Here is a 15,976-nt window from a genome sequence, read left to right as displayed (position 1 = left end):
CTGTGAATCAAAGTCTTTTCCTAAACCTACCCTCGATATGTGATGGTGGGGGCTGTGTGTCATCTGGCTACGCAATAGGCGCAGCAAGGGGTGACACGGAAAAAGAGTGTACTCCGATTTTCAGAAAGTGTGCATTAGTAGTGCGGTGCTTTGATAGAGTCACGGGAAGTCGAAAGACAGTAGTTCGATGGCTTGTCGTTTCTGCTGCATTGATGCGCCTTGGCTATAGGTGTCAAAGCTGATGTGCCCTCGGGTATGGCCAAGAATGCTCGGAATTACCAGTGCTGGCGCTCCTGCCTGTTCAAGCTCAGTGGCAGTTAGCTTTCTGAAGCTATGGAATACGTGTTGATCCCCGAAGCCCTCTGAACGCTTGAGCTTGGTGAACCTCTGACTCAAGGCGTTGAGCCGGATGCCTGACTTCGTTTTGTCATTGCCCGAGAACAGATAGCCATTCTGTGACTGGGCAAGCTCCAGCCGCTGCCGGTATAAGGGAAGCAATGCGGAGGCAATCGGAATCTCACGAACCCCGGCCTTGGTCTTAGCATCTTCCACACGGAATGCGACGGGGGTGCCGTCATTGAATATGGTTGAGCTGGTGCTAAGGCGTCCAAGCTCCTCGATCCTGCATCCCGTCCAGCATGCGAATGCGCAGAGGTCTGCGAGGTCGGTGTCATCCTTTGCCTTTGCAGCTTTATATAGACGTTCTGCTTCCTGCTTTGTGAATGCTGCCCAGCTACCCCCAGCAGCTTTACCAACTCGCGGGTGCTCGTGTCCTTCGAAGGGTGAAGGGGAGGCGGCAAATTGCTCGCGGTATGTCGGATCGTAGCGGCAAGCCCATTTGTGAATCTTGCGTAGCGCCCACAGGTGACCTTGGCGTGTCTGCCTGTTTGCACCGAGTGTGTCCAGGTACTGAGCAACGGCATCAAATGAGAGCGGAAGCTTTTCAGTAGTCAGCCAGTCGGAGAATGATTTGATCTTGCTGAGCGCTACAGAGCGTGTGCGTTCGTTGGCTGATTGTGTGGCGAAGTGTTCGGCAAACCGACGTTGTAGCGATGGGGTGAGCGGAGAGCGGGCACGGTAGGCTTCTGGCTTGGCAATAAGCAATCTGGCCTCTTCCAATTCTTCAGGCGTAAGCAAATGCTCTTGCTGTGCAAACAGCACCTCACTTTGACGGGAGAGGGTGTTGGCCTCCTGAACAAGGGGAATGAGGTCTGTGCCTGTACTGAGAAACTTTTGACGGACAAGCTCGTTAGCTCGGTCGATATCAGCTTGGGGAACGCCTGCGGCTCTGCGGTCGGCATCCACCTCGTCAAAGAGGAACTTGAGGGCTGACAGGATCGAATCAACCTCTTCGGGTGTGCGAGCTATAGAAGTGGGATGGCCATCAACGGCGTGCATGATCTGCCGCTTACGACTCTTCTCGTAAAACTCACCAGACCGAGCAATAGATTCTTTCCACTGATCGCCACGGCGAATTTGTTGGTCGCGTAGCTGTCGGAAATCGGCTTTCCATTCTGCTACCTGTCGAGCTGCAAGCTCACGAGCCAGTAGAGCGTCACCAGTCTTCAGGCTCTTGCTAAGAACGCGCCTGCTATAAATCTTCTGTAGCTTCTCAGGGATATCAAGGCGAACGTGATACGTCGAACCACGTAGCAGAATGTGATTTTTGATTGATGGCATGCTGGCATCACTTGATAGCGTTTCTATGCAGCCATTCTAACCAATATTTCTACCCAAACGCAGCGTTGACCCCTTGTAGGCCGCATGTTTGCTGGGTTGGAGGTGATTCTTTGTACAAGCTGTGTTTCTATGTTCCGGACAGCCATCTGGAAGCGGTCAAGAAAGCAGTGTTTGCGATTGGCGCTGGCCGGATCGGTGCCTACGACAGCTGCTGCTGGCAGGTGCTGGGGCAGGGACAGTATCGTCCGCTGGAAGGCAGTCAGCCCTTTCTCGGGCAAACCGGGCAGGTGCAACACGTGCCGGAGTGGAAAGTGGAGATGGTGGTTGCCGACGAGCTGATTCACGACAGCGTCAAGGCGATGAAAAAGGCCCACCCCTACGAAACGCCGGCCTTCGACGTCTGGCGTCTATCGGACATGCAGTTCTGATTCGATGGCCTGCTGGCATGGCCGGCAGGCGCTTCCCGGCTTAGGGGCGTATCTCGATCAGGGTTCCGTCCTTCACCAATCCCCAGATTTCCCGCATGTCGCTGTTGGTGAGCGCGATGCAGCCCTCCGTCCAGTCGAGGGTATGGAAGAACCATTCGGGATACTCTTCATCCACTGGCGTGCCGTGCAGCATGATCATGCTTCCCGGGGCCACGCCTTCCTGTTGCGCGCGCGCCAGGTCGCGCGCGTTGGGATAGGAAATGTGCATCGAGAGGTTGTACTTGTCGCTGGTCTTGCGCCAGTCGATCCAGTAGAAGCCTTCCGGCGTGCGCATGTCGCCTTCGCGCTGCTTGGCACCGTTCGGCTGTTTTCCGAGGGAGATGCGATAGCTCTTGAGCGTCTGCCCGGCGCTGACCAGATGGAGCTTGCGCTCGGATTTGATGACCAGCACCTTGTCGATGGGCGAGCCGCCCAGGCTGGGTGTCGCATTGGCGTGGGAGAAGGCGGTAAAGGTGAGGCAGAGCAGAGCGAGCAGCCAACGCATGGGGCTTTCCTGTCGAACTTCATCAGACCTGTGACCCGTTCGCCGACTCAGTCTGCCCGAGCGTTTTGTGGCTGGCGGTTCCGATAGCTCGTCACGGCCTCGGTGCGCACCGGGAAGGTCTGCTGCACCCGGTCGGCGAAGAAGCATTCTAGGGTACGGCCGATGGTCGGAAAAGCCAGCTCGGACCAAGGGATGTCCTGTTGTTCGAAGAGCTTCACCTCCAGGCTCTCGTCACCGGCACAGAACTCCAGATCCACCAGCTGAGCGCGAAAGAACATGTACACCTGATTGATGTGTGGCAGATCGAACAAGGTGTAGAGCTGCAGGTCCGTGACACGGGCGCAGGCTTCTTCGAGCGTCTCGCGTTCCGCTGCCTGCTGCAGGGTTTCGCCGTTCTCCATGAAGCCTGCCGGCAAGGTCCAGTAACCACGACGTGGCTCGATGGCCCGTCGGCAGAGCAGCACCTGGTCGCCCCAGATTGGCACGCACCCGGCGACTATTCGCGGGTTTTCATAGTGCACAGTGTGGCAACTGCCGCAGACGAAGCGCGGGCGGTTGTCCCCGTCCGGGATGCGGATCAGTACCGGGTTGCCACACTGGTTGCAGTACTTCATGGACGAATTCCTGTCGATTCCGGCAAATCTTGGTCCGTTCGCGATGATTCGGCAAGGAAGCCGCGGACCTCAGTGAGACCGACCGCGCATGTCGGTGTTCGTCCGCTTCTCATGGCTTTTCCGAGGTCTTGGGCGACTGCGCCTTTCATGCCATGATGCCGGTCAAAGACGAAACGAGAAAATTCATGCTGGACACAATACTCCGACGGGTGCGCGGCCATTGCCCGCATCTCCTGGCGCCGGAGGACCGCCTGCCCGAGGCGGCCGTGTTGATGCCGATCACTCGCAGCGAGTCGCCGGAACTGGTACTCACACTCCGAGCGGCCGGCCTGTCCACCCATGGCGGGGAGGTCGCATTCCCTGGCGGTCGCCGCGATCCGGAAGACCGCGATCTGCTGCAGACTGCGCTGCGCGAGGCCGAGGAGGAGGTCGGACTGGCGCCTGGCATGGTAGAGGTTGTCGGCCCGCTCAGCAGTCTGGTATCGGTGCATGGCATCCACGTCACGCCCTATGTCGGGCTGGTTCCCGACTACGTGGAGTACCGCGCCAATGACGCCGAGATCGCCTCGGTGTTCTCGGTGCCGCTGGAGTTCTTCTGCCAGGACCCGCGTGAGGTCACCCATCGCATCGACTACCAGGGCCAGAGCTGGTACATCCCGTCTTACCGTTATGGCGAATACCAGATATGGGGGCTGACGGCGATCATGATCGTCGAGCTGGTCAACGTGGTGTACGACGCCGGCATCGAAATGCGCCGTGCACCCGCTGCGTTCGTCGACCTGTCCGGGCGCGGCAAACCCTGAGCCACGCCGGTGACGCCGTCGGCGTCCCGGCGTTCATCATCCGACAACAAGAGGTGTCTGCGTGAAATACCGTCTGGGAGAGTCGCGAGTCGATGCACATCCGCAAAGCTGGGTGGCGCCAAATGCCACGCTGGTCGGCAAGATTCGTCTCGATGCTGGTGCCAGTGTGTGGTTCGGTGCGGTGCTGCGCGGCGACAACGAGCTGATTCACATCGGCGAGAACAGCAATGTGCAGGACGGTAGCGTGATGCACACCGACATGGGCCATCCGCTGACGCTGGGAACTGGCGTGACGGTGGGTCACAACGCCATGCTGCATGGCTGCACGGTGGGTGACTACAGCCTGATCGGCATCAATGCGGTGGTGCTCAACGGGGCGAAGATCGGCAAGCACTGCATCATCGGCGCCAATACGCTGATTGCCGAAGGCAAGGAAATTCCCGATGGCTCGCTGGTGGTGGGCTCGCCCGGCAAGGTGGTCCGCGAGTTGAGCGAGGAACAGAAGAAAATGCTCGAGGCCAGCGCCGCTCACTACGTGCACAACGCCCAGCGCTACGCGCGTGATCTGGAGCCAGACGAGTGAGTGTCGCGGAAAAACCTGTCGCTTCCCCCTGTGTCAGCCTATGCGCGCTGGACGAAGACGACCTGTGCGTCGGCTGCCAGCGCAGTGCTGACGAGATCCGCCGCTGGGGCCAGATGGACAACGAGGAGCGTCGCCTGGTACTGCAGCGTTGCGGCGAAAGGGCCCGTCTCGGCGGCCAGCTGATGTAAGACGTTGCCTGTACCCGGTTCGTGTTTTCAACCGTAACGAGGAATCCCATGCCAAGAATAGGCACTCCGCTGTCGCCCAGTGCGACCCGTATCCTGCTCTGCGGCTGCGGCGAGTTGGGCAAGGAACTGGTCATCGAGCTGCAGCGCCTCGGCGTCGAAGTGATTGCCGTGGACCGTTATGCCAATGCGCCAGCCATGCAGGTGGCGCACCGCAGCCATGTGCTCGACATGCTCGACGGCGCCGCGCTGCGTGCCGTCATCGAGCAGGAGCGCCCGCACTACATCGTGCCGGAGATCGAGGCGATCGCCACTGCGACCCTCGTCGAGCTGGAGCGTGAAGGCTATACGGTGATCCCGACCGCCAGGGCTGCCCAACTGACCATGAATCGCGAAGGCATCCGCCGCCTGGCAGCTGAGGAGCTGGGGTTGCCGACCTCACCCTATCGCTTTGCCGACTCGCTGGACGAGTGCCGCGCCGCCGCCATGGCGCTGGGCTTCCCGTGCCTGGTCAAGCCGGTAATGAGTTCCTCTGGCAAGGGGCAGTCGGTGCTGCGTAGCGACGCGGACATCGATGCGGCCTGGGAATATGCGCAGGCCGGTGGCCGCGCCGGTCGCGGGCGGGTCATCGTCGAAGGCTTCATCGATTTCGATTACGAGATCACTCTGTTGACGGTGCGTCATGCTGGCGGAACCAGCTTCTGCGAGCCGGTAGGGCATCGCCAGGAGAAAGGCGACTATCAGGAATCCTGGCAGCCGCAGCCTATGGCACCGGCGGCGCTGGCCGAGGCGAAGCGCATCGCGCTGGCGGTCACCGATGCGCTGGGCGGGCGTGGCATCTTCGGGGTCGAACTGTTCGTCAAGGGCGAGCAGGTATGGTTCTGCGAGATATCGCCGCGGCCGCACGACACCGGTCTGGTCACGCTGGTCTCGCAGGAACTGTCGGAATTCGCCTTGCATGCGCGGGCCATCCTTGGCCTGCCGATTCCGGTCATTCGCCAGCTGGGGCCTGCGGCGTCGGCCGTGGTGCTGGTGGAGGGGGAGTCGGCTCAGGTGAGCTTTGGCAACCTCGCGGAAGTGCTGGCCGAGCCCGATACCGCGCTGCGTCTGTTCGGAAAGCCTGGCGTCAGCGGTCAGCGGCGCATGGGCGTGGCGCTGGCACGAGACACTTCCATTGATGCTGCGCGGCAGAAGGCGCTACGTGCCGCGGCAGCGGTGAAGATCGAGCTCTGAGTGCAGCGGAGCCGGCTTAGTGCCGGCTCTAGCCAACTTGCTGCTCAGCCGACGGGGTCGCGCTCACGGTCCAGGCACGCACGCTTTTTACCCGATTGTCGGCCGCCTGGAGGATCTCCAGGCGATAGTTGCCGATCTGCAGGCAGATGCCGCTATCGGGGATATGCTCCAGGGCCTCGGTGATCAGCCCGTTGAGCGTCTTGGGCCCGTCGCAGGGGAGGTGCCAGTCCAGCGCACGGTTCACCTCGCGGATATAGGCCGCGCCATCGATGACCAGCGTGCCGTCTTCCTGCGGGTGGATGTCGGGGCTGCGCAGGGTATCCTGATTGCTGAATTCGCCGACGATCTCTTCGAGAATGTCCTCGAGCGTGACGACGCCGCGAACGTCGCCGTACTCGTCCACGACGATGCCGATCCTGCGCTTCTGTTTCTGGAAGTTCAGCAGCTGGGTGGAAAGCGGCGTGTTTTCCGGCACGAAGTAGGGCTCGGTACAGGCGGCAAGCAGGCTTTCCTTGGTCAGCTGGTCGTGGCTGAGCAGGCGGGCGATCTGTCGCATGTGGACGATGCCCTCGATCTGGTTGATGTCGTTGCGGAACACCGGCAGACGCGTGTGGGGAGTGGTGCGCAACTGGCTGATGATCGCTTCCAGATCGTCATCGAGGTCGATACCGGCGACCTCGTTGCGCGGAATCATGATGTCGTCGACCGTCACTCGTTCCAAGTCGAGAATGCCCAGCAGCATACTCTGGCGATTGAGGGGCAGGTCGCTGCCCGATTCGCGCACCACGCTGCGCAGTTCCTCGGTGGACAGGCTGTCATTGCCCTTGTTGGACAGGTCGACGCCGAGCAACCCGAGCAGGCCGTTGCTCACCCAGCTGAGCATGGCGACCAGGGGGTAGAGCACCTTCTGCAGCATCTTCAGTGGCAGACTGACCGGGTAGGCGATGATCTCCGGGCGCAGCGCCGCCAGCGTCTTGGGTGTGATCTCGCCGAATATCAGCAGGATGATCGTCAGGCCGATGGTTGCGATGGCGATGCCTGCTTCGCCCCACAGCTGCATCGCCAGCACTGTGGCAATGGATGAAGCAAGGATGTTGACGAAGTTGTTGCCGACCAGAATGGTGCCCAGCAGGCGGTCGGGGTGCGCTAGCAGTTCGCTGGCACGGCGGGCGCCACGATGGCCCTCCTTGGCCTGATGTCTGAGGCGGTAGCGATTGAGGCTGAGCATGCCGGTCTCGGAGCTGGAAAAGAACGCCGAGCACAGCAGCAGAAAGACCAGCAGGCCGACGAGAAAGCCGGGGTGTAGATTTTCCACGAGTTAGCCTGTTCGCTTCAGATATGCAGGATGAATTCGCGGACCAGCTTGCTGCCGAAGTACGCCAGCATCAGCAGGCAGAAACCAGCCAGCGTCCAGCGGATGGCCTTGTAACCGCGCCAGCCGAGTTGGTGCCGGCCCCACAGCAGCAAGCCGAATACGACCCAGGCGACCACCGAGAGCAGTGTCTTGTGGACCAGATGCTGGGCGAAAAGGTCATCGAGGAACAGCCAGCCCGACAGCAGCGATGCGGAGAGCAGTGCCCAGCCTGCCCAGAGGAAGCCGAACAGCAGGCTTTCCATGGTCTGCAACGGCGGGAAGTTGCGGATCAGCCCCGAAGGGTGCTTGTGCTTGAGGTGGTGGTCCTGCAGCAACAGCAGCAGCGCCTGGAACACCGCAATGGTTAGCATGCCGTAGGCCAGGATCGACAGCAGGATATGCGCGAGGATGCCCGGCTCCTCGGTGATAGCCGGTGCGGTGCCGGATGGGGCGAATTCTGCGAAGAGCACCGTCAGGCAGCCTAGGGGAAACAGAAGCAGCAGCAGGTTTTCCACGGGCATGCGGTACAGCGCCAGCAGTATCAGCAGGATGACGGCGGCGGCGATCAGGCTCGATGCGTTGAAGAAGTCCAGGTGCAGGCCGCTGGGCGACAGCAGCTGAATGAAGAGGCTGACCCCGTGGGCAAGCAATGCGAGCAGGCCCACGGCCAGCAGCAGGCGTTTGTCCGGCACGGTGCGTTGTGCCAGTCGCAAGCTTTGGTAACCCGTGACGCCGGCGTAGAGAATGGCGGCGGCAAGGCTGGGTAACAGAGGGTGCATAGGTTCCGCTAACGGGCTCGAAAGGTCGTGAGTGTGGCACAAACGCCCGAGGCACAAAAGCTGCGGCAAGGTTACGCGGCTCGTGGTGGGAACTGCTTCGTGTGGGGCCGCTGTCGCCGCACCTTTAGCAGGGCGGATCGGCGGCATGGATCGCGTCTGCTGAGAAAAGCGACGTGTGCGGGGTACCGGCGGCGCGTCCGCACCTTCTATAATCGCGCCCCTCAGCACATCCAGCGTGGAATGGCTCATGTTCGAAAACCTAACCGATCGTCTCTCTCAAACGCTTCGTCATGTCACCGGCAAGGCCAAGCTGACCGAGGACAATATCAAGGACACCCTTCGTGAAGTGCGGATGGCGCTGCTCGAGGCCGACGTCGCGCTGCCGGTGGTGAAGGATTTCGTCAATCGGGTCAAGGAGCGCGCGGTTGGTACCGAGGTGTCGAAGAGTCTGACCCCGGGCCAGGCGTTCGTGAAGATCGTTCGCGCCGAGCTGGAAGAGCTGATGGGCGCCGCCAACGAGGATCTGGCGCTCAATGTCACGCCTCCGGCCGTGGTGCTGATGGCGGGCCTGCAGGGTGCGGGTAAGACCACGACCGTGGGCAAGCTGGCGCGCTTCCTCAAGGAGCGAAAGAAGAAAACGGTGCTGGTGGTGTCTGCCGACGTCTATCGTCCAGCGGCGATCAAGCAGCTCGAGACGCTGGCCGGCGAAGTCGGCGTGACCTTCTTCCCCTCCGACACCAGCCAGAAACCGGTGGATATCGCTCAGGCCGCGATCCGCGAAGCCAAGCTCAAGTTCATTGACGTGGTACTGGTCGATACCGCTGGTCGGCTGGCCATCGACGCCGAGATGATGGCCGAGATTCAGGCTGTTCACGCGGCGATCAAGCCGGCGGAAACGCTGTTCGTGGTCGACGCCATGACCGGTCAGGATGCGGCGAACACCGCCCGGGCGTTCGGCGATGCACTGCCTCTGACCGGCGTGGTGCTGACCAAGGTCGATGGCGACGCCCGGGGTGGTGCGGCGCTTTCGGTGCGGCATGTCACCGGCAAGCCGATCAAGTTCCTCGGCATGGGTGAGAAGAGCGATGCGCTGGAGCCCTTCCATCCGGACCGAATCGCCTCCCGTATCCTTGGCATGGGCGATGTGCTCAGCCTTATCGAGCAGGCCGAACAGACCCTCGACCGTGAAAAGGCCGAGAAGCTCACCAAGAAGCTGAAGAAGGGCAAGGGCTTCGATCTCGAAGACTTCCGCGATCAGCTGCAGCAGATGAAGAATATGGGCGGTCTTGGCGGCCTGATGGACAAGCTGCCCTCCATCGGTGGCGTCAACCTGTCGCAGATGGGGCACGCGCAAGGCGCGGCGGAAAAGCAGTTCAAGCAGATGGAGGCGATCATCAATTCGATGACGCCAGCCGAGCGACGCAACCCCGATATCATCAGCGGCTCGCGCAAGCGGCGTATCGCCATGGGCTCAGGCACCCAGGTGCAGGATATCGGACGGTTGATCAAGCAGCACAAGCAGATGCAGAAGATGATGAAGAAGGTCACCGGCAAGGGTGGCATGGCCAAGATGATGCGCGGTATGGGCGGCATGTTCCCGGGTGGCGGGATGCCCAAGTTCTAGTCCCGCGGCTGCGATTGCACAGGTTTGGCGCCAGGACGGGCGCGCGCCTGTGTCCGGCGCGCTGGACGGCTGCGCGCCTCTAGCAAAAGAGTTTGCAAAATCCCCGGCATTCCTTAAAATGTGCGGCCTTTCGGGCCTAGGCCCATTTTAAGTGTGTGCCTTAAGTTAGCACCGACTACAGGAACGATGTTCACATGGTAACTATTCGTCTCGCCCGTGGCGGCTCCAAGAAGCGCCCTTTCTACCACCTGACCGTGACCAACAGCCGCAATCCGCGTGATGGTCGCTTCGTCGAGCGCATCGGTTTCTTCAATCCGATCGCCACTGGTGCGGAAGTGAAGCTCTCTGTGAATCAGGAGCGCGCTGCTTACTGGCTGAGCCAGGGCGCACAGCCGTCTGAGCGCGTTGCTCAGTTGCTGAAGGAAGCTGCCAAGGCCGCTGCCTGAACCCTATGAGCGCAATGTCCGCCCCGAGCGATGAGCTGGTCGTCATCGGCAAGATCGTTTCGGTGCATGGCGTGCGCGGTGACGTGAAGGTCTATTCCTTCACCGATCCAATCGACAACCTGCTGGACTATCGTCGCTGGACGCTGAGGCGAGGTGATGAGGTCAAGCAGGTCGAGTTGGTCAAAGGGCGCCTCCAGGGCAAGATCCTGGTGGCTTCGCTGAAAGGACTGACCGATCGCGAGGTGGCGCGTACGTACGCCGACTTCGAGATCTGCGTTCCACGCAGCGAACTGCCCGCGCTGGATGACGGCGAATACTACTGGTACCAGCTTCAGGGGTTGAAGGTGCTCAATCAGACCGGGCAGTTGCTCGGTCAGGTCGATCACCTGCTCGAGACCGGAGCCAATGATGTTCTGGTCGTAAAGCCTTGCGCCGGAAGTCTGGATGATCGCGAGCGACTGCTGCCCTATACGGATCACTGTGTCTTGAAAGTGGACCTGGAGTCGGGCGAGATGCAGGTCGACTGGGACGCGGATTTCTGAACGGCATGGCCGGCTTGCGCGTCGAGGTCATCAGTCTGTTCCCGGATATGTTCGCAGCCATCAGCGAATATGGGATTACCAGTCGTGCGGTGAAGCAGGGGTTGCTCCAGTTGAATTGCTGGAATCCCAGGAGCTACACCGAGGACCGTCATCAGACGGTGGATGACCGCCCGTTCGGCGGTGGCCCCGGCATGGTGATGAAGATCAAGCCGCTCGAGCTGGCGCTGGCTGATGCCAAGCGTGCCGCGGGCGGGAAGGCGAAGGTTATCTACCTGTCGCCGCAAGGGCGTCAGCTGAAACAGGCCGACGTTCGCGAACTGGCGAATGAGGAGGCGTTGATCCTCATTGCCGGTCGTTACGAAGGTATCGACGAGCGCTTCATCGAAGCGCACGTGGATGAGGAATGGTCGATCGGTGACTACGTGCTGTCCGGCGGCGAGCTGCCGGCAATGGTGCTGATCGATGCCGTGACCAGGTTGCTTCCGGGCGCCCTGGGGCATGCTGGTTCCGCCGAGGAGGATTCGTTTACCGACGGCCTGCTCGACTGCCCGCATTACACGCGTCCTGAGGTGTATGAGGGTAAATGTGTTCCTGAGGTGCTGCTCAGCGGCAATCATGAACACATCCGGCGTTGGCGCTTGCAGCAGTCCCTTGGGCGGACCTGGGAGCGACGCGCTGATCTTCTGGATAGCCGCTCGCTTTCTGGAGAAGAACAAAAGCTGCTGGCGGAATACATCCGTCAGCGGAACGATAGTTAACGTATCGATGGCAACCCGGCGGGTTGACCTTAGGAGCACACAGCATGACCAACAAGATCATTCAGCAGCTCGAAGCCGAGCAGATGACCAAAGAAATCCCGCCGTTCGCGCCGGGCGATACCGTCATCGTTCAGGTGAAGGTGAAGGAAGGCGACCGTCAGCGTCTGCAGGCCTTCGAGGGCGTGGTAATCGGCAAGCGTAACCGCGGCCTGAACAGCGCTTTCACCGTTCGCAAGATCTCCAACGGCGTTGGCGTCGAGCGTACCTTCCAGAGCTACAGCCCGATGGTCGACAGCATCAGCGTCAAGCGTCGCGGTGACGTGCGCAAAGCCAAGCTGTACTACCTCCGCGCGCTGTCCGGCAAGGCCGCCCGCATCAAGGAAAAGCTGGTCTAAGACCTCCTTTCCGCGAATCGAAAAAGCAGCCCTCGGGCTGCTTTTTTCGTTTCTGCAGCCTCGAAGCATCGCGCTGCGGTGACTACAGGCGGTCGACGCAGGCCGGGTTGCGCTTGCCGAGGCCCTGGCCCGCCTCGGCCGGCTGTGGAACACTGTCGGGCCCGATCCGATTCGTACCGCCATGCCCACGCTCGACGACCCCGTAATAGACCGTTACCTCGATGCCCTCTGGCTGGAAAAGGGCCTGGCCGATAACAGTCGGGAGGCCTATCGCAACGACCTCGCCTCATTCAACGGTTGGTTGCAGGAGCGCGGCGTTCGGTTGGCGGCGGCGGGGCGGGAGGTCATTCTCGATCACCTCGCCTGGCGCCTGAACAATGGCTACAAGGCGCGTTCCACGGCGCGCTTTCTTTCCGGGCTGCGCGGCTTCTACCGCTACCTGCTGCGTGAGGGTGAGATTTCGCTCGATCCGACATTGCGTGTCGACTTGCCCCGTCTGGGGCGGCCGCTACCCAAGGCATTGTCCGAAGCGGACGTGGAGGCCTTGCTGGCGGCGCCCGATACGGGTGATCCGCTTGGGTTGCGGGATCGGGCAATGCTCGAGGTGCTCTATGCCTGCGGCTTGCGGGTCACCGAGCTGATCAGTCTGACCCTGGAGCAGGTGAGCATGCGCCAGGGCGTGTTGCGAACCTTCGGCAAGGGCAACAAGGAGCGTCTGGTTCCGCTCGGCGAAGAAGCGCTGCACTGGCTGCAGCGTTACCAGCGGGATGCTCGAGATCAACTGCTGGCAGGTCGGCCCAGTGACGTGCTTTTTCCGAGCCAGCGCGGCGAGCAGATGACCCGCCAGACCTTCTGGCACCGTATCAAGCTGCACGCCCGGGTCGCAGGTATCGCGACCGGCATTTCGCCCCACACCCTGCGCCACGCATTCGCAACGCACCTGCTAAACCATGGGGCGGACTTGCGTACCGTGCAAATGCTGCTTGGCCACAGCGACCTGTCGACGACACAGATCTACACGCACATCGCACGCGCGCGGCTGCAGGAACTGCATGCGACGCACCATCCACGAGGCTAGCCAGCGGTGATTGGCTGCTCATGATGCCGCCGGAGCAGTCGCATCGAACGATCGGCTGCACAACGTAGTGGAGAGGTCTGTGGCAGTTTGCAGCACTTGGCTATGGTAGGCTTTGCGCCTTTCCTTGACCGTCGCTGCCAGGAGTTCCCATGGGCGTGATTCGTATGTTCGCTGCCGCCACAATTGGTCTGGTCAGCACCGTTGCAATGGCCGCCGATCCGGATCAGGCAATACGTCAATCGCTGCAGAAAATTCAGCCCGACATGCCGATCGAGGCGGTAGCCGAGAGCCCGATGCCGGGGGTGTATCAGGTTCAGCTGGAAGGCGGGCGGCAGCTGTATGCCAGTGCTGACGGTCAGTTTGTCATTCAGGGTTATCTCTACCAGTTCAAGGATGGGCAGGCGGTCAACCTGACCGAGCAGGCGCAGAGCCGATCGGTGGCCAAGCAGATCAACGCCATTCCGGCGAGTGAGATGGTGGTGTTCGCACCCAAAGCGCCGAAAACCCATATCACCGTGTTCACCGATACCGATTGTGGCTATTGCCAGAAGCTGCACAGCGAAGTGCCTCAGCTCAACCGTCTCGGTGTGGAGGTGCGCTACGTGGCGTTCCCGCGCCAGGGGATGGGCAGCCACGGTGCCAATACCCTGACCAGTGTGTGGTGCGCCAAGGATCGTCAGGATGCCATGAACAAGGCCAAGGCTCGTGAAGAACTGCCGGCAGCCAGTTGCGATACCCCGATCGCCAAACAATACCAGTTGGGGCAGATGATCGGTGTGCAGGGTACGCCGGCCATCATTCTCGCCAACGGTCAAATGATCCCTGGCTATCAGCCAGCGGCGCAGCTTGCAGAGGTGGCGCTCGCTGCGGCCAAGTAATCGATCATAGCCCATCGGTCCGGTTGCGCCGGTCCGACGATCGGCAGCGGAACTGAGCAGCTGACCGCGTTCAAACCCTTCGGTACTGAACGAAGGTGGTCGCGATGAAGCTCGAAGGTTCCTGTCACTGTCAGGCCGTGCGGTTCACGCTCGAATCCGCACAGCCCTATCCTTTCATGCGCTGCTATTGCTCGATCTGCCGCAAGACGGCAGGTGGCGGCGGCTTCGCCATCAATCTGGGTGGCGACTATCGCACGCTCCAGATCGATGGGCGTGAACATCTCGGCATCTATCGGGCGAGGCTGACCGATGCGGACGGCGGAACGCGCGTCAGCGAAGGGCGCCGGCATTTCTGCCGCCTTTGTGGTAGCGCACTGTGGTTGTGGGACCCGAGCTGGCCGGACCTGGTGCATCCGTTCGCCTCGGCCATCGACAGCGACTTGCCGGTTCCGCCGGAGCATACGCATCTGATGCTCGATTCCAAGGCCGGCTGGGTCGAGCCCCATATCCTGCCCGGGGACCGCTGTTTCGCCGAGTACCCGGACGAATCCCTCGCGCAGTGGCATGAGCGACTGGGGCTTGGACGGCTGTAGCGCTAGCCGTGGCTGATTGACTAAAAGCTGCTCCCTTCGTAATGTGCGACTCTTTTGTCGATCGGCAGGTCCGGTCGTTTCGCTGTGAATGGGGAGTTCAGCTTGAAACCGGTGAAAGTTGGCATCTGTGGGCTGGGAACCGTCGGTGGCGGTACCTTCAATGTGCTCAAACGCAACGCCGAGGAGATTGCCCGCCGTGCCGGGCGTGGAATCGAGGTTGCGCAGATTGCCACTCGTCACCCTAATTCCAAGTGCGACACCGGTTCGACCCCTATCACCGCCGACATCTTCGATATCGTGAACAACCCGGAAATCGACATCGTTGTCGAGCTGATCGGCGGCTACACGGTAGCCAAGGAACTGGTGCTCAAGGCCATCGAGAATGGCAAGCATGTGGTCACTGCGAACAAGGCACTGATCGCTGTGCACGGCAACGAGATTTTCGCCAAGGCGCGCGAAAAGGGCGTCATCGTCGCGTTCGAGGCTTCGGTGGCTGGCGGTATCCCGGTGATCAAGGCGATTCGCGAAGGCCTTGCCGGCAACCGCATCAACTGGCTGGCGGGCATCATCAACGGCACCGGCAATTTCATTCTCACCGAGATGCGAGAGAAGGGCCGCACCTTCGAGGACGTGCTCAAGGAAGCCCAGGAGCTCGGCTATGCCGAGGCCGATCCGACGTTCGACGTGGAAGGCATCGACGCTGCCCACAAACTCACCATCCTGGCATCCATCGCCTTCGGCATTCCGCTGCAGTTCGACAAGGCCTATACCGAGGGCATTGCACGCCTGACCACCGCCGATGTGAACTACGCCGAGGCCCTGGGCTATCGCATCAAGCACCTGGGCGTCGCTCGTCGCACTGAGGCAGGTATCGAGCTGCGCGTGCATCCCACGTTGATTCCGGCCGACCGGCTGATCGCCAATGTCAATGGCGTGATGAACGCCGTGATGGTCAATGGCGATGCCGTCGGCAGCACCCTCTACTATGGTGCCGGAGCCGGCATGGAGCCGACTGCCTCGGCCGTTGTTGCTGACGTCGTCGATGTCACTCGCGCGCTGACCACCGACCCGAACAATCGCGTGCCGCACCTGGCCTTCCAGCCGGACTCGCTGTCCGACCATCCGATCCTGCCGATCACCGCCTGCGAAAGCGCTTATTACCTGCGTATCCAGGCCAAGGATCATCCGGGCGTGCTGGCACAGGTGGCGACCATCCTTTCCGAGCGCGGCATCAATATCGAGTCGATCATGCAGAAGGAAGCCGAGGTCCAGGACGGCCTGGTTCCGGTGATCCTCGTGACCCATCGGGTCGTGGAGCAGCGCATTGACGACGCCATCGCTGCGCTCGAGCGGCTCGATGACGTCGTGGACAAGGTCGTACGCATCCGCGTCGAACAGCTGAATTAACAGGAGCCGAGCGAGCGCCGGGAGGCCCAGCGGCTTCAGGCGTCCAGGCCCA

Annotated in this window: 19 protein-coding genes; 14 read left to right on the top strand and 5 right to left on the bottom strand. The window is 61.2% G+C overall.

Going from position 1 to position 15,976, the window contains the following annotated elements; genetic code table 11:
• Positions 1-159 precede the first annotated feature (159 nt).
• A complete protein-coding gene (locus P5703_RS16225; RefSeq protein ID WP_285588131.1) occupies positions 160-1,680 on the bottom strand; it encodes a tyrosine-type recombinase/integrase in 1,521 nt (506 codons plus the stop codon).
• Between the two features lie 110 nt (positions 1,681-1,790).
• On the opposite strand from P5703_RS16225, the gene P5703_RS16220 reads away from it, so the two are divergent.
• Positions 1,791-2,108, top strand: a complete 318-nt coding sequence (locus P5703_RS16220; protein WP_013982042.1) for a YqfO family protein — start codon at positions 1,791-1,793, stop codon at positions 2,106-2,108.
• A gap of 40 nt (positions 2,109-2,148) precedes the next feature.
• Here P5703_RS16220 and P5703_RS16215 read toward each other — a convergent pair whose 3' ends face one another.
• Positions 2,149-2,652, bottom strand: a complete 504-nt coding sequence (locus tag P5703_RS16215; RefSeq protein WP_014596030.1) for a L,D-transpeptidase family protein — start codon at positions 2,650-2,652, stop codon at positions 2,149-2,151.
• 47 nt (positions 2,653-2,699) lie between these two features.
• Positions 2,700-3,266 (bottom strand): NUDIX hydrolase, encoded by a 567-nt coding sequence (locus tag P5703_RS16210; RefSeq protein ID WP_019407295.1) that lies wholly within the window; start codon positions 3,264-3,266, stop codon positions 2,700-2,702.
• Positions 3,267-3,451: 185 nt separating this feature from the next.
• On the opposite strand from P5703_RS16210, the gene P5703_RS16205 reads away from it, so the two are divergent.
• From P5703_RS16205 to purT, 4 genes are all read left to right on the top strand, one after another.
• The gene (locus P5703_RS16205) at positions 3,452-4,069 is read left to right on the top strand and encodes a CoA pyrophosphatase (RefSeq protein WP_014596032.1); all 618 of its coding nucleotides are present in this window, start codon (positions 3,452-3,454) and stop codon (positions 4,067-4,069) included.
• A gap of 61 nt (positions 4,070-4,130) precedes the next feature.
• Positions 4,131-4,652, top strand: a complete 522-nt coding sequence (locus tag P5703_RS16200; protein WP_013982047.1) for a gamma carbonic anhydrase family protein — start codon at positions 4,131-4,133, stop codon at positions 4,650-4,652.
• Positions 4,649-4,840 (top strand): DUF1289 domain-containing protein, encoded by a 192-nt coding sequence (locus tag P5703_RS16195; RefSeq protein WP_014596033.1) that lies wholly within the window; start codon positions 4,649-4,651, stop codon positions 4,838-4,840. Before P5703_RS16200 ends, P5703_RS16195 begins: the two co-directional genes overlap by 4 nt.
• Positions 4,841-4,888: 48 nt before the next feature.
• A complete protein-coding gene (gene purT, locus P5703_RS16190; protein ID WP_014596034.1) occupies positions 4,889-6,070 on the top strand; it encodes a formate-dependent phosphoribosylglycinamide formyltransferase in 1,182 nt (393 codons plus the stop codon).
• A 28-nt stretch (positions 6,071-6,098) separates the two neighbouring features.
• Here purT and P5703_RS16185 read toward each other — a convergent pair whose 3' ends face one another.
• The gene (locus P5703_RS16185) at positions 6,099-7,385 is read right to left on the bottom strand and encodes an HlyC/CorC family transporter (protein WP_014596035.1); all 1,287 of its coding nucleotides are present in this window, start codon (positions 7,383-7,385) and stop codon (positions 6,099-6,101) included.
• Between the two features lie 17 nt (positions 7,386-7,402).
• Positions 7,403-8,203 carry a cytochrome C assembly family protein gene (locus P5703_RS16180; protein ID WP_013982049.1) on the bottom strand — a complete coding sequence of 267 codons (801 nt, stop codon included), beginning with the start codon at positions 8,201-8,203 and terminating at the stop codon, positions 7,403-7,405.
• A 247-nt stretch (positions 8,204-8,450) separates the two neighbouring features.
• On the opposite strand from P5703_RS16180, the gene ffh reads away from it, so the two are divergent.
• The 9 genes from ffh to P5703_RS16135 all read left to right on the top strand — a co-directional run bounded on the left by ffh (position 8,451) and on the right by P5703_RS16135 (position 15,924).
• Positions 8,451-9,827, top strand: a complete 1,377-nt coding sequence (gene ffh, locus P5703_RS16175) for a signal recognition particle protein (protein WP_013982050.1) — start codon at positions 8,451-8,453, stop codon at positions 9,825-9,827.
• 194 nt (positions 9,828-10,021) lie between these two features.
• Complete coding sequence (rpsP, locus tag P5703_RS16170) at positions 10,022-10,273, top strand: 30S ribosomal protein S16 (protein ID WP_011912373.1); 252 nt, start codon at positions 10,022-10,024, stop codon at positions 10,271-10,273.
• Positions 10,274-10,278: 5 nt separating this feature from the next.
• On the top strand, positions 10,279-10,815 hold the full coding sequence (gene rimM, locus P5703_RS16165; protein WP_125886175.1) for a ribosome maturation factor RimM: 537 nt from the start codon (positions 10,279-10,281) through the stop codon (positions 10,813-10,815).
• Positions 10,816-10,820: 5 nt separating this feature from the next.
• A complete protein-coding gene (trmD, locus tag P5703_RS16160) occupies positions 10,821-11,573 on the top strand; it encodes a tRNA (guanosine(37)-N1)-methyltransferase TrmD (RefSeq protein WP_011912375.1) in 753 nt (250 codons plus the stop codon).
• Positions 11,574-11,617: 44 nt separating this feature from the next.
• Positions 11,618-11,968: a 50S ribosomal protein L19 gene (gene rplS, locus P5703_RS16155; protein WP_011912376.1), complete on the top strand. Its 351-nt coding sequence runs from the start codon at positions 11,618-11,620 to the stop codon at positions 11,966-11,968.
• A 181-nt stretch (positions 11,969-12,149) separates the two neighbouring features.
• Positions 12,150-13,046: a site-specific tyrosine recombinase XerD gene (xerD, locus tag P5703_RS16150; protein WP_045633021.1), complete on the top strand. Its 897-nt coding sequence runs from the start codon at positions 12,150-12,152 to the stop codon at positions 13,044-13,046.
• 149 nt (positions 13,047-13,195) lie between these two features.
• Positions 13,196-13,924 (top strand): thioredoxin fold domain-containing protein, encoded by a 729-nt coding sequence (locus tag P5703_RS16145; RefSeq protein WP_014596038.1) that lies wholly within the window; start codon positions 13,196-13,198, stop codon positions 13,922-13,924.
• A gap of 104 nt (positions 13,925-14,028) precedes the next feature.
• Positions 14,029-14,517 carry a GFA family protein gene (locus P5703_RS16140; RefSeq protein ID WP_279641616.1) on the top strand — a complete coding sequence of 163 codons (489 nt, stop codon included), beginning with the start codon at positions 14,029-14,031 and terminating at the stop codon, positions 14,515-14,517.
• A 102-nt stretch (positions 14,518-14,619) separates the two neighbouring features.
• Positions 14,620-15,924: a homoserine dehydrogenase gene (locus P5703_RS16135; RefSeq protein WP_013982055.1), complete on the top strand. Its 1,305-nt coding sequence runs from the start codon at positions 14,620-14,622 to the stop codon at positions 15,922-15,924.
• Positions 15,925-15,976 lie beyond the last annotated feature (52 nt).

This window comes from Stutzerimonas sp. FeSN7, assembly GCF_030263795.1.
In the GTDB taxonomy this organism is placed as follows: domain Bacteria; phylum Pseudomonadota; class Gammaproteobacteria; order Pseudomonadales; family Pseudomonadaceae; genus Stutzerimonas; species Stutzerimonas stutzeri.
This window is presented reverse-complemented; position numbering and strand designations above follow the sequence as displayed.

Bases quoted from the DNA above. Each gene is read 5' to 3' on its own strand.
- P5703_RS16205 (WP_014596032.1), top strand. From the start codon at position 3,452: ATGCTGGACACAATACTCCGACGGGTGCGCGGCCATTGCCCGCATCTC.
- rpsP (WP_011912373.1), top strand. From the start codon at position 10,022: ATGGTAACTATTCGTCTCGCCCGTGGCGGCTCCAAGAAGCGCCCTTTC.
- P5703_RS16210 (WP_019407295.1), bottom strand. From the start codon at position 3,266: ATGAAGTACTGCAACCAGTGTGGCAACCCGGTACTGATCCGCATCCCG.
- ffh (WP_013982050.1), top strand. From the start codon at position 8,451: ATGTTCGAAAACCTAACCGATCGTCTCTCTCAAACGCTTCGTCATGTC.
- trmD (WP_011912375.1), top strand. From the start codon at position 10,821: ATGGCCGGCTTGCGCGTCGAGGTCATCAGTCTGTTCCCGGATATGTTC.
- P5703_RS16215 (WP_014596030.1), bottom strand. From the start codon at position 2,652: ATGCGTTGGCTGCTCGCTCTGCTCTGCCTCACCTTTACCGCCTTCTCC.
- purT (WP_014596034.1), top strand. From the start codon at position 4,889: ATGCCAAGAATAGGCACTCCGCTGTCGCCCAGTGCGACCCGTATCCTG.
- rimM (WP_125886175.1), top strand. From the start codon at position 10,279: ATGAGCGCAATGTCCGCCCCGAGCGATGAGCTGGTCGTCATCGGCAAG.
- P5703_RS16180 (WP_013982049.1), bottom strand. From the start codon at position 8,203: ATGCACCCTCTGTTACCCAGCCTTGCCGCCGCCATTCTCTACGCCGGC.
- P5703_RS16225 (WP_285588131.1), bottom strand. From the start codon at position 1,680: ATGCCATCAATCAAAAATCACATTCTGCTACGTGGTTCGACGTATCAC.
- rplS (WP_011912376.1), top strand. From the start codon at position 11,618: ATGACCAACAAGATCATTCAGCAGCTCGAAGCCGAGCAGATGACCAAA.
- xerD (WP_045633021.1), top strand. From the start codon at position 12,150: ATGCCCACGCTCGACGACCCCGTAATAGACCGTTACCTCGATGCCCTC.
- P5703_RS16140 (WP_279641616.1), top strand. From the start codon at position 14,029: ATGAAGCTCGAAGGTTCCTGTCACTGTCAGGCCGTGCGGTTCACGCTC.
- P5703_RS16145 (WP_014596038.1), top strand. From the start codon at position 13,196: ATGGGCGTGATTCGTATGTTCGCTGCCGCCACAATTGGTCTGGTCAGC.